This window comes from Falsibacillus albus (genome assembly GCF_003668575.1).
Classification (GTDB): Bacteria; Bacillota; Bacilli; order Bacillales; family DSM-25281; genus Falsibacillus; species Falsibacillus albus.
Window position 1 is genome coordinate 190610 of the sequence record NZ_RCVZ01000003.1, and the last position, 13505, is coordinate 204114.

The following is a 13505-nucleotide window of genomic DNA, read 5'->3' on the forward strand; positions in this document are numbered from 1 at the left end:
TAGAAGTTAATAGTTTGATAGATGGTGCTTATCCGCGTGTTCCCCAAGATGTTGAACGAAGAGTAAGCAGTGCCCAGAAACGCATCGGGCAAAGGATTACCAAGAATAAAATTCCGTATATCGGTGCCATCAAGAAGGTAAATGGCTTCTTATAGGCGTAGAACACATTTCGTGCATAAGCGGATATCACAACATAGGCCAAGTAGTAAATGAGCATGACCCAGCCCATCGTAGTGGACGTCATATAAATAGAGAATACAAGTGATACGCCAAATGCGATCCATAAGAACATTTCAAGCATGACCCAAACAAGAACGTTCGGTTTCGTCAAGCCGATTTTCAAAGCAATCATACTTTCCCTGAAGAAAGATTTATTCCAGCGGTTTTGCTGCTTAATCAACGTTTTTAAGGAAGTCGGTGCATCCGTGATACAGCGTGCTGTAGATTGATATAAAGTTTTTCCTTCTCGGATTGCATAGTTTGTCAGACAACGGTCATCCCCTAGCTGAACCTGCTGGCCAAGGAATTTTTGATTTCCATAATGGTCTAGGTTTTTCATAACGACTTCACGTCTGTAGGCACTCAATGGCCCGCTGCAGACAAGAACATTGTTTGTTACCGAGTGAGCAGCACGCTCTACACGGAACGCATTATCATAACGCATATCGATTAAACGAGTAAGGACATTGTCCTCGCGATTTCGGATATTCACATGCCCTGTAGTGGCTGTCACTTCAGGATCATTCAATGGTTTCAACAATTCTCTGACAGCATTGGAGAATACTGTACAGTCAGAATCAACGGTAATATAAACGTCTCCAGTTGCTCTTTCAAATGCCCAGATTTGCGCATGGCGTTTTCCTTTGTTTTGCGGAAGGCGATGAACAATCAAGTTTGGCATTTTAAATGAAGGATCATTTTTTAATGAAGCTGCAAATGAACCTCTTCCTGCCAATAAGTCTTCTTTAAACTTTTGAACAGCATGATAGGCGGAAACATCCTTACTCCCATCATCGATTACGAAGATTTCGTGAACCGGATAATCTTGTTTAATGATGCTTTCGATCGTTCCCAGTACTGCCTGTGGTTCTTCATTATAAGAAGGAATAACGACCGAAACACTTAAATCCGGAGGATCTGCCAACACTTCTTGATATCTAAAAGAAAGAAGCATTTTACCAAGCAAGTAAGCGATCATGACGGATCCATAAACACCAATCGTCAAATTCAACTTGCTCGAGGCGGTCCAGTTTACATAGAAAAGGGCTGTTACAGTAAGTAAAAATAATGTGATGACAAAAACTTTTTCTTTCGTGGAAAACTTCTTCTTAGTCTGAATAGTTTTTCCATCTGTCACATTGGACAGATCTTGTTCGACTTTAGCCATTCTCAATCTCCTCTCTTTTTATAAAAATGTTGATGGCCAATTTCTTGACCTGATTTCCTTTCGTCATGCCTTGTTCCAACACGTTTAGATTAAGAAAGCTGGCCACCTCTTGCAATCTGTCATTGTTCCTGTGACAAAATTCATGCTTTTTCGATGTTTTCTTACGGAATTCTAGTAAATCAACAATGGAAACGGTATCAAAACTATTCAACAAATAACATTCATAATGTAATGATTTTGAAATAATTATTGAGGATTTAGGAGAAATATCAAATTTTCAAACAATTGAACGCTTGATGATATTGAGTAAACTATGGAATTAATATTCTTAACATTCTTGTAACATAATAATTTCCAACTAGAAAAATAATTTTAGAAATTTTTGGTTTAAGGCTTCACTACAGCTTTTTTCTTGCAGAACATAAAAAAAATAAGTCATGCGAGCTAATAAAAACGACTTTTTCCCATTCTTTTTCCATATTAAGGCCGAATTCATGAGTAAGATTTCACAGTTGATTAGTTGGAAAAGTAAAAAAATGATAAATGTACTTGAAAGTCACGGAAACTATGCATGCCATTTGCATTATGCTCCGGAAACAATTAGAACTATCCCTTTTATCTCCTATTGCAGGCGCCATACCGTCATGCTATATATGGGGGGACATTCTATCAAAATAGAATTGGATGTCTTCGGAAGGAGGAAGAAGATGATTCAAATCGAAAACATCACGAAGATCTTCCCGAATGGAGAGCAGCAAGACTATGCTTTGAATCAAGTGAATTTTGAAATATTAGAAGGAGAGTTTGTCGGGATCGTTGGAAAATCCGGAAGCGGGAAATCGACTCTATTGAATATCCTGTCCGGGATTGATGCCCCTTCAGCTGGATCAGTCATCATCAACGGAACAGATATTTCACGTTTAAGTTCAAGAAAGCTAGCCAAATGGCGCAATCGGGAAATAGGAATCGTGTTTCAATCTTTTCACCTTCTCCCAACGCTGACTTTGGTAGAAAACGTAATGCTGCCAATGGAGTTTTCTAAATTTCGCAAAAAGAAGCGGCAACGTGCATTAAAGCTATTGGAGGATGTCGGACTTTTGCGAAAAGCGGATTTCTTTCCCGATTCGGTGTCTGGAGGGGAAAAGCAGCGTACAGCCATTGCCAGGGCATTGGCCAACAATCCACCGCTCATTCTGGCAGATGAACCGACAGGCAACCTTGATTCAGAAACCGCAAAGGAAATATTCACCTTATTTGAACAATTGGTGACTCAAGGTAAAACCATGGTGATGGTCACACATGATCAGGATTTATCAAATAAAGTCGATAGGACCCTGCTTGTGAAGGATGGACAAGTGAGAGAAGCCCGGAAATTGGGGATCCTGTAATGCCAATCTATTTAAGGCTTGCGATAAGAAGTTTTCTGAAGCAAAAGGCAAAAGCAGGACTGATGATTTTTTCACTCATTTTCTGCCTGTCCTCCATCGGTATACTATTGAATACAAGCAGCGGTTTCGAACACCAGATGCAATACAGCGAAAAAGCATCCAATGCCGCGGATGCTACTATTTATACTGCCAAGTTCAATAAGGATATCTCTTCCCTTAATAAAATTGAGGGAATATCAGCCGCTGAATCCAAATCAGTGTTGAGAAGCAGAGCAAAAATCAATGGAATATTCCATAATATTGAATTGACTGTACTACCGGATGATACTCAGACAACAATCAATAAAATCAACCTTGTACAAGGAACCGGGATCCGTAAGGACGGAATGTGGTTTGATTCGGCTTCAGGGAAGACCTATCGACTTGCAAAATCCGATAAAGTAACGATTACATTCCCTGGAAGTAAAAATACGACTCTTTCAGTGGATGGATTCATAGATGATGCCTCGAAGATTCCGACATCCTTTAGCGGACTGGGATATGGCTATATCAAAAAATCGACGCTTTCCAACATCGGACAGCCATTCTTCTATAATCAAGTACAACTGGCTTATGACCATGGATTGTCAGCCAAGCAGAAGAAGACGGCTCTAAATAAAGCCAAGGAAGAATTAAAAGCCAAGGACATTTCCATTTACAGGACTGAAAACGGCAGCCCGACCTTCTTCATCCGAAAAACAATGGTGCACTCGATTTTGAGTCTGCTCATCATACTTGGAATATTAGCCTTTTTGCTCGGTTTTATCCTGATTACTCATTTATTCCATCGATTAGTCAAAGAAAATATCTACTCCTTGAGCATCCAGAAGGTCATTGGCGCAAAAGGTACGCATATATGGAAGCAATATGGATTTATGATTTTTATCATCGGGTTGATCTTAACGCTTTGTTCACTTCCTATTAGCTATTACGCTTCCAATTACGCAATTTCTTATTTGGCAACAAAGCTGAATCTAAATCCAATATCAACGGCCTATTACTATTCGGAATACTTGTTGGCAATGATGGTTGGCCTTTGTTTCACCATTCCCTTCATTGCATCTGCCCTTCCAATTTTGAAGGCAGCCAAAAAGCCGATTATTCATGGACTTAATGGCATATCGAGTTTAAGTGAGTCTTCCAAAAAGAAAAAGAAGAAGGCTTTGTTTTTTCATTACAGTCTTTTATCTTTCAGAAATGCTTTTTCGAAAAAGACACAGGTCATCACAAATATTGTCATGCTTTCTTTCGGTGGTGCCATCATCGTTGCATGTATGGCCTTGAATCAATCATTGGGCACCATCATGAATGATATGAACAAAGTTTGGAAATACGATATCGAATGGGATGTAAAAAGTTCATTAAATAAAGACGATCTTTTATCATTGACGAAAAAGATTGACGGTGTAAAAAATGTGGAAGGATGGACTACGAGGAATACAGAAGTTGTTTCCGCATCAGGCGAAAATAATAATGCCCTTCTTTACGCCCTTCCTCATGACACAGTGTTTATTAAGCCTAAGCTCTTAAAAGGGGAATGGCTCAATCGAAAAAACACAGATTCAATCGTTGTGAATTCGGATTTCGCCGCTACCGCAGGCAATTTACAGCCAGGAGAATCCGTGACATTGAAGATAGGGAACAATCAAAAAAAGGTAAAAGTACGTGGGATCATATCAAGCGATTTAAAAGGACCTGCTGTTTATATGGATGAAGGTGCGTATAGCGAGTGGCTTTCAGCCCAATCCTTCAATCGGCTCCTGGTGGGAGTTAAGGACCATTCCTCCCCTTCTAAAGTCCTGACAGATGGAGAAACTTTTTTACAGAAGAATGATATTTATATCGAAGGTTCAGATACTGTGAAGGAAATGAATTCGAGGCCGAGAGAAATCATTGCATTAATCGTTAGAACGTTAACCATCAGCGGAGCTATATTCGGCATTGTCGGGGTCTTTAATTTAATGACTGCGATGAGTGTGAGTGTGTATGAAAGAATTCAGGAAATCGGAATCATCCGCAGCCTTGGCGGAACAAACCGAAAGATTGTGCAGTTATTCATGGGGGAAAGCATTATCATATCCCTGATTAGCTGGATGCTGGCAGCAGCCATGTCTTATCCGTTGGACATGATATTGGGATGGAAGATTGGAGAGGCTTTAATACACACAAGGATTCCACCGATCTTATCTACAAGAGGGTGCATTGTGTGGTTGTTAATCAGCTTATTCATTGGAGTATGTTCTAGTATTCTTCCGGTCATGAAAGCAGCCAAACATAATCTTCGGGATATCCTTTGATCATTTCAGTTATGATATCCATCAGTTTTTTTTTGGCGCTTGAAAACATGATAATAAATAAATGATGTTGTAACTGTCAGGACACCAATGTGCATCCATGTAAAAATTGATTTGCAAATATCCATAATCGCGGACATGCTATTCACTCACTTTCATTTTAATTAATCTTGCCTCTTCCATATAGGTTCGTATCCATATGCCTCATTCCGACCATAGATTCATTGACCCTTCTTTCCTTCAAAGGGAATAAAAGGGGAATGAGGCGGATTTCGAACTGAACAGTTTGGACTATTTTGCTCGATTAATATTAATATCGGTAAAAACGTACTATGTTTAATAGCCTATTTTTAATTAAATGAATAATATGCTTTCTAACACGACCTTAATCAGAATATTGCTAATGTTCAAGGGGTAATATTATCCTTTTCCCTCATTCGGGAAAAGGTTTTCATTTTGTTATTTCCCTCCAGATATATTCGAAAAACTTCTTTTCTTCTTTTCTTGAGAATATGGGGGCAAAAGAAATATCATCTTCGGAGATAGGCACTTCACTGATGATGCACATAATATTTTTTAATGTTTTCAATAGGTGAAAATCTCCATCGTTTCTTATCAAAACAACCTTTGGATAAGATGCATTTTTATACCCTTCAATGAAAATGAGATCCGGTAAGAAGAATCGATATAATTCAATGATGTCATCAAGGCCCCATTGCTCGATTCTGGCAGATAGCTGTAAGACTCCCTCTCCGTTGACGCTTGAAACCAAAGCTCCTGCTTGGAAATGCAAGGAACTGTCCTTGGAAGAGCCACTATTTTCCAGCCCACTGCCATGTCCGTGATGTTTTATAGAAGCGGCGGAGAGACCCTTTTCTTTTGCATGTACGATCAGCTTTTGCATCAGTGTGGTCTTTCCGCTGTTTTGATATCCAACTATTTGTAAGATGGGACAATATTCCCCCATGGCCATTCACTTCCTTGCTGATCATCCAGTAATAAGATATCTACAAGCATGCCCTTCTGATAACCCCTTGTCCCACCAGGAAGGACTAGGAACACATCCGTATCCGCCAATGATGAAACGGCGCTTGATTTATTGAATCCAGTAGGTGAGGCAACGAGTGTCCCATTATCATCTATCTCTATTTTGCCCCTTACAAACCGAGTAAACGGGTTTGCTTTTGTAAAATCTTCTCCAAGAACCCCTTTGACCTTGCGAAGATGCGGCCGCTCGCTGAGTAAGGTCGAACGGACTATCGGACGTACAAAGAGCTCGAACCCTACATAACATGCTGACGGATTTCCAGATAATCCAAATAGGAGTTTCTTGCCCATTCTCGCTACGGTCGTGACGCTTCCTGGCCTCATCGCAACCTTATTGAATAATACCTCAGCGCCCATTTCTTTATAAATTTCCGGCAGATAATCATAGTCCCCTACGGAAACGCCGCCGGTTGTGATCAAATGGTCAACATCGGAAAGAGCATTTTGGACAGCTTCAAGGCACTTCTCCTTATCATCGTTAAGCTTACCGAGATAGACTCCTCTGCCTCCCGCCCTTTCAATTTGGGCTATGATCATATAAGCGTTACTGTTCCGGATTTTCCCTGGCTCCAGCGGTTCTTCCACTTCAACCAGTTCACTGCCTGTCGCGAGAACCCCGATGACAGGCTTGGAAACCACGGGGACATCACGGGAGCCGAACGTTGCGAGTAAAGCCGTGATTCCTGCATTTATATATGCACCCTTTTGAGCTAATATAGTGCCTTTTTTCGTGTCTTCTCCTTGAAAAGAAATGTTTTCGCCTGCTTTTAACGAGCGTTTTATTTCAATGAATGTTTGGCTGTCCTTGGTTATTTCCTTTGTTAATTCGAGCATGATGACGGCGTCGCACCCATCCGGTATCGGGGCCCCGGTCATGATCCTGACCGTCTGAAATGGACCTGCCTTTATGGGAAATACCGTTCCTGCCCCGATTTCTCCTATGACTTCCAAAGTTACCCCATTCCCGGATCGTGCATCAGCTGTATCAATCGAACGGATGGCAAAACCATCATACGGGGATCGGTCAAACAGCGGAATATCATGATCGGCGATGATGTCCTTAGCCAATACCCTTCCATGTGAAGCCAATATGGACACGGTTTCTACAGTCCCTGTTCCTGCAGCCTCCATTACCAAGCTAACTGCCCGGCTGACGGGGATCGGATTTCTTTTTTCAAGCATCCTCTCACTCCTTTTCTAGTTGTATTCTTTGTGGATGTGTGTATATGTTCAAGGATCGATGGCGGATGAATCCAACCGTGGTAATACCGAGTTCGTCCGCCAATTCCAACGCAAGCTGGGTCGGGGCAGATTTGGAAAGGACGACCTCACAGCCTATTTTAGCTACCTTCAATAATATTTCTGAAGAGATCCGTCCACTGAACGCAATGATTTTATCATCGACTGGAATGCCGTTCTTCAGGCAATATCCATAGATTTTGTCCAATGCATTATGCCTTCCGATATCCATCCGGCTAACGAAGATATCATTCTGTGTACATAAGGCTGCATTATGCACTCCGCCTGTGTTTTGAAATGTAACCGCAGATTGCTGAAGCTTTTTCATCAAAGTCAAACAATCCTCCGGTGTAAGGATTACTGTTTTCTCCGTCATTTTCTTAGCAGTCAATTTATCATTGATAAATACAAAACCTTGACGGCTCCCTCCACAACAGGAAGTGATGTATCGCTTATTTTGGAACTGCTGATAAAACGGGTTCGGTTTATCGGTTTTCACGTGGATATATCCGTCTTTTTCCTGTACCCACATGTCTTTGATTTCATCATAATGGCGAATGATTCCTTCCGATGCCAAATATCCGATCACCATATCTTCTATGTACTCCGGCGTACAGACCATCGTCACGAACTCTTCTCCATTGATTTTCACCGTTATCGGATATTCGGTGACAATCACGTCCTCGACGGGCTCACTGATTCCATCTTCCACGCGGATAATTTCTCTCTTTATTTCAACCGGTTTCATCGCTATGTCTCCTTCAACTTCCTACTCATTAAGCTTGTTTCCTCAGAAAGGTTTGAGGAAAGGAACGATCTTTAAGAAATCCTTTCAAGAATCATCCCTGATAAAAAACAGACTTACCGCAGCCGGCAAGTCCGTTGTTTCAGTTTGATCGGAATTAATCCCCGGATTCTTCCCTGTTTCTAATATGGTCCACAGGATGTTGTGTGTTCCGTTCGAACGGTTCTGTATCCGCACCCATTCCCTTTAAGAAGTTAAGTATAAGTGTAACCGAACGATTCACTTCCGGGTCCTTTAAGGCCTTTACCATATCAAAATAACCTGTCTTCTGATTGTCTTCCTCACCATGCTCATAAACACGTTCAATTCCTGCATTCACCTTAAGCAAGATTGGCTCGAGATGCTTGACATCAAGCTTCCCTAAAACGCCAACGAGCAGCAGGAGATTTTTGATCGTGTTCGTATTTTCTGGTTTGTCAACTGCCTTTACCAGAACGTCGAGCACCTTATCTCCTTGGCCGAAAAGTCCGCTCAGCAAGGAAAGGATTCCTCTTTCCTGCATGTGATTGATAATCTGGAGGGACTCCATGATCGCCTGCTTATTGTCGAGCAAAGCATTTTCAATTTCGAGCAGATCTTTCTTCCGCTTTTCCTCATCTGTCATTTGTTTTTTATGGACTTGGGTAATGGCTTTAGCCATGCTGCTTCCGCTCCTTTTTCACCAATTCACCTGGAAATACATAATCAAGACGCTCCCATTTACGTTGTACCTCCACACCTTTTTGCGGCTGCGGGTTGCCGTATCGATGATTAATCTTAGGAAGCGGATTGACGCCCTCTTGACTCAATATCTCTAACTTGGCCTTTACTTCCTTATAGGCTGGTGTATCGGTATCTTTATCCGCATGGCTGCTTGTCAGCAGGTTGATTGCCCCTTCACCTGAATCATTCATTGGCAAATATACTTCTTTCCCTTTTACACGATCGGTTATGTGGCACTTTACCTTCACATTTCCATACGGAGTGGAGAGGCGGACGAGGGTACCATCCTTCAGCCCTCTCTCTTCTGCAAGTTCCGGTGAAACTTCCAGGAAGGTGCTTGGCGTTTTCGATTTGATCCCTTCAGACTTATAAGTCAAATTCCCTTCATGGAAATGCTCGAGCAAACGTCCATTGTTTACATGTATATCATATTCTTCCGCATATTCCAGCGGTTCGGTCCAATCGACCGGATAGAGCTTCGCCTTTCCATCATCAAATGGGAACTCTTCTTTAAAGAGCAATGGAGAATCAGAACCATCCGCGTCGACTGGCCAGCATAAGCTTTTATACCCTTCCAGCCTCTCGTAATTGACCCCTGCAAAAAGAGGGGCAAGCTGAGCGGCTTCTGCCATGATGTCGCTTGGATGGCTATAATCCCATTCCGCCCCCAGCTGATTTGCGATTGCCATGATGATCTCCCAGTCCGGTTTTGAGTCTCCAAGCGGCTCGAAAACTTTATACAACCGCTGAATCCTCCTCTCGGTATTTGTAAAGGTTCCTTCCTTTTCCAAGCTTGGGCTTGCTGGAAGGACGACATCTGCAAATTGAGCGGTCCGAGAAAAGAAAATATCCTGCACGACGAAAAAATCAAGTTTTTCAAAGGCTTCATGGACAAAGTTGATGTTTGAGTCGACAACCCCCATTTCTTCTCCTTTCACATACATCGCCTTCACATTTCCATCATGGATTCCCTTGATCATTTCATGATTGTTCAACCCTGGCTCAGCCGGGATTTTCACGCCCCATGCCTGTTCGTATTTAGCACGCACTTTATCATCTTTCACCTTTTCATAGGAAGGAAACTGGTTTGGCATGCTCCCGAAATCACTTGCTCCTTGAACATTATTATGTCCGCGTAATGGATAGGCGCCGGAACCAGGTTTCCCGTAGTTTCCTGTGACCAGCAGCAAATTGGAGATGGCCGTGCTCGTATCGCTTCCACCCAAATGCTGGGTGACACCCATCGCCCAGAGGATGACGGCGCTTTTCGCTCCATGTATCATTTCGGCGATTTTGATCAATGTTTCTTTGCTGATCCCTGTTGTTTCTTCTGCATATTCCAATGTGAATTTTTGAAGGTTTTCTACGTATTCTTCCATCCCGTTCACTCTGTCTCTCAGGAACTGCTCGTCTGCCCAGCCTTGGTCAATGATATATTTCGTTACTGCTGAGAGCCATACAATGTCAGAACCCGGGCGAGGTTGGATGAACAAGTCAGATCTTTCCGCCATTTCATGCTTCCGGATATCCGCGACGATCAGCTTTTGTCCCTTCAATTTATGTGAACGTTTTACTCTCGTCGCCAGGACCGGATGTGATTCAGCTGTATTGGAGCCAACGATCAATACAAGCCCTGCTGTTTCTATATCCTTGATCGTCCCGGCATCGCCTCCATATCCGACGGTGCGGGACAATCCCATCGTCGCAGGTGTTTGGCAATAGCGGGAACAGTTGTCGATGTTATTCGTTCCGATGACTCCCCTGGCAAGCTTTTGCATTAAATAAGATTCTTCATTCGTACATTTGGAAGAACTGATAAAGGTCAGTGCATCCGGACCATGTTCTTCTTTTATTTCCTTGAACTTCCGTGATACAAGGCTCAACGCTTCTTCCCATTCAGCTTCCCGGAAGGTGTCACCTTCACGGATCAAAGGTTTTGTCAGTCGCTCCTCGCTATTGACGAAATCCCAGCCGAATTTCCCCTTCACACAGGTGGAAATTCCGTTGGCAGGCGATTCGAGCTGCGGCTCCACCTTGAGGATTTCCCTTCCCTTTGTCCAAATATTAAAGCTGCAGCCTACACCGCAGAACGTACACACCGTCTTCGTTTTCTTGATTTTTTCTTCACGCATGACCGATTCCATATCGGAAATCGTCAGGATCGAACCATAGCCTGTCTCGACGTTTTTCGTAATTTCAATCATGGGGCGCAGCGTCTTCTGTTCGATGCCGGTCAGATAACCTGCTTCTCCCTCCATCCCCTTTTCCATCATTGCATTGCACGGGCATACCGTGGAACAATGACCGCAGGAAACACAAGAAGATTCGTTGATTGGGACATCCTTATCCCAGATGACCCTTGGCTTCTCCCTCTCCCAGTCAATCGTGAGGGTCTCGGTCACCTGGACATCCTGGCAAGCCTCTACACATCTGCCGCACAGGATGCATTGATCCGGATCATATCGATAGAACGGATTCGAATCATCCACTTCATATGGCTTCTGCTCAAACGGTATCGTCTGATGATTGATATTCATTTCTTTTACAGCATTATGTACTTCACACGATCCGTTATTGTAATCGCAGACGGTGCAATATAACTCATGATTCCCTAGTATTCTATTCATCCCGATTGCTTGGGCTTCCTTTACATGGGGAGATTCTGTATCGATGACATCTCCATCCTTCAATGTAGTGGAGCAGGATCTCACGAGCTCGCCATTCACATTGATGAGGCAAGTATCACACGTTTCTATTGGCCCCAAGCTTGGGTGGTAGCATACATTTGGAACCTCGATTGAACGGTTCAGAAGCATTTCGAGAATCGTTTGCTCACCGTCCGCTTCCATCTCATGGCCATTAATTTTTATGTGCAGTTTATCTGACACATTGACAACCCCTCTCTATTGAAAAAATTTCAGAAAATCGAGACCGCTTTCTATAAAATACCCCTGCAGATCAGCAATAAAACATTATTAAGCGTATCTATTTTCGTATAGATTTATTCAATTCTTTAAGAGTTTCCAATGAAATTGATTGCATGATTCTGCTCGGGAGAAATTAAGGGGTAAGTAAGTTTATTCGCGTTTGAGCTTAAATTTCCTTTTTATCGAAGGGTTTTATGAGCTTTATTAAGATGTTTTCTCGAAATTTGCTGCTATTCACAATAGGATAACGTTGATTTCCGCTTCAGGATGCTCGCTTTCCGAGTGGCGCGCGTTGAGCCCTCCAAAGTCTCGCTTCTTCCACTCCCACCAACACCAAGAATTAATTCCCACTATCTCGATTTAATCAATACATACCAATGAAAAAGTTCACCTATACAGCCACGATTTGATACATCAACTTTCATACAATTCTATCGGAAGTCCATCGGGGTCGGCTAGGAAGGTAAATCTTTTTTCCGTAAAAGGGTCCACTCTTATCGGCTCGGTTTCAATCCCTTTTTGAACGAGCTCCTCAACTGCATCAATCAGGTCATCGACTTCAAATGCCAAATGGCGCAGGCCCGCCGCCTCAGGATAGCTCTTTCTTTCCGGTGGATCCGGGAAAGAAAAGAGCTCGATTTGGTATTCCCCTCCAACAGAGAGATCGAGCTTATAAGACTTTCTGTCCTGCCGGTACACTTCCTTTTTAATCTTCAAGCCTAGAACTTCCACATAAAATTCCTTTGAAGATTTGTAATCGGAACAAATGATGGCTACATGGTGTATTTTCTTTAAGTTCATTTTTTTCCTCCTCAACAATTCGGATCATAGTCCCGATAAGCTGAAAGGAACCTGCATGACATTGTGCAGGTTCCGAGTCTAAAAATTAGTTATTTATATATTTTTCAAAGACTTCCCCAAAATCCTTTTCATGGTACTGCTCCCTCACGGAAGTCATCCATGTGAAACCGAAATCCGTCAGCTCCTTGTAGGTATTGGCCAAGTTGATGTCTTCGGTTCTGGAATTATGAAGAACTGCAGCGGCTTTATCAAGACTTTGGGAGGCCATATCCATGAAAATGCCATTTTCATGTGTGATTTCCGCAATACGCAATAGGGATTTATATAAATCTTTCAACTGCTCGATTTGATCCTTTCTCACATCAATATCGAAGCTTTCGTTCCCTAGTTTGAATTTGATTTCAACGTCCATATCGATTTTGCCGGCAGTCTCAAGGAACACGCTGGAGATTTTATGCTGTGAATATGGATAGCGCTTAAGCGTTCTTTTGGATGAAATCGCATTTTCACCGTCCACATGGATAACTGCTAGATTCGTAAAGCAGTATTCATCTGCTTTCGTTTTAATCAAAAAGTAGATTTTTTCATCATCTTCATGCATCACATAGTCATCCGCATCGGTTTTATCGTAGTCTGACGGGCTTATGATAGTCCCGATATCTGATAATCCGAGAGCGTCAGAAGCAATTTTCTTAAACATGTATCCTCTCATCCTTTCGTTTTCACTTCACCTACATAATTTTAACAAAATTCACAACAGCATATAAACTGATTATTCACTATTTTATTTCCTTTTTACTCCATGCAGCTGACTTGAAACGTGCATAATTACTCACCTTCTGAATCTATACCCAGAATTTACTAGTATAATCTTCA

10 protein-coding genes are annotated in these 13505 nt (G+C 42.3%); 2 read left to right on the forward strand and 8 right to left on the reverse strand.

Features of this window, described 5'->3' with window-relative positions:
- Positions 1-28: 28 nt before the first annotated feature.
- The gene (locus D9X91_RS05945; RefSeq protein ID WP_121679665.1) at positions 29-1387 is read right to left on the reverse strand and encodes a glycosyltransferase; all 1359 of its coding nucleotides are present in this window, start codon (positions 1385-1387) and stop codon (positions 29-31) included.
- A gap of 707 nt (positions 1388-2094) precedes the next feature.
- Between D9X91_RS05945 and D9X91_RS05955 the strand changes: the two genes are divergently transcribed.
- The gene (locus D9X91_RS05955; RefSeq protein ID WP_199738080.1) at positions 2095-2775 is read left to right on the forward strand and encodes an ABC transporter ATP-binding protein; all 681 of its coding nucleotides are present in this window, start codon (positions 2095-2097) and stop codon (positions 2773-2775) included.
- Positions 2775-5111 carry an FtsX-like permease family protein gene (locus D9X91_RS05960; RefSeq protein WP_121679667.1) on the forward strand — a complete coding sequence of 779 codons (2337 nt, stop codon included), beginning with the start codon at positions 2775-2777 and terminating at the stop codon, positions 5109-5111. Before D9X91_RS05955 ends, D9X91_RS05960 begins: the two co-directional genes overlap by 1 nt.
- Positions 5112-5559: 448 nt before the next feature.
- On the opposite strand, the gene mobB is transcribed toward D9X91_RS05960, so the two are convergent.
- The 7 genes from mobB to D9X91_RS05995 all read right to left on the reverse strand — a co-directional run bounded on the left by mobB (position 5560) and on the right by D9X91_RS05995 (position 13329).
- A complete protein-coding gene (gene mobB / locus D9X91_RS05965; protein ID WP_121679668.1) occupies positions 5560-6075 on the reverse strand; it encodes a molybdopterin-guanine dinucleotide biosynthesis protein B in 516 nt (171 codons plus the stop codon).
- Positions 6045-7337: a molybdopterin molybdotransferase MoeA gene (locus tag D9X91_RS05970; protein WP_121679669.1), complete on the reverse strand. Its 1293-nt coding sequence runs from the start codon at positions 7335-7337 to the stop codon at positions 6045-6047. The genes mobB and D9X91_RS05970 overlap by 31 nt, the downstream gene beginning before the upstream one ends.
- Positions 7338-7341: 4 nt before the next feature.
- Complete coding sequence (fdhD, locus tag D9X91_RS05975; protein ID WP_121679670.1) at positions 7342-8142, reverse strand: formate dehydrogenase accessory sulfurtransferase FdhD; 801 nt, start codon at positions 8140-8142, stop codon at positions 7342-7344.
- A 154-nt stretch (positions 8143-8296) separates the two neighbouring features.
- On the reverse strand, positions 8297-8839 hold the full coding sequence (locus D9X91_RS05980; protein ID WP_121679671.1) for a DUF1641 domain-containing protein: 543 nt from the start codon (positions 8837-8839) through the stop codon (positions 8297-8299).
- Positions 8832-11789, reverse strand: coding sequence for a formate dehydrogenase subunit alpha (gene fdhF / locus D9X91_RS05985; RefSeq protein ID WP_121679672.1), 2958 nt, complete (start codon positions 11787-11789; stop codon positions 8832-8834). Before fdhF ends, D9X91_RS05980 begins: the two co-directional genes overlap by 8 nt.
- A 453-nt stretch (positions 11790-12242) precedes the next feature.
- Positions 12243-12629: an SMU1112c/YaeR family gloxylase I-like metalloprotein gene (gene gloA2 / locus D9X91_RS05990; RefSeq protein ID WP_121679673.1), complete on the reverse strand. Its 387-nt coding sequence runs from the start codon at positions 12627-12629 to the stop codon at positions 12243-12245.
- Positions 12630-12714: 85 nt separating this feature from the next.
- Positions 12715-13329, reverse strand: a complete 615-nt coding sequence (locus tag D9X91_RS05995; protein ID WP_121679674.1) for a PH domain-containing protein — start codon at positions 13327-13329, stop codon at positions 12715-12717.
- Between the last annotated feature and the right edge of the window lie 176 nt (positions 13330-13505).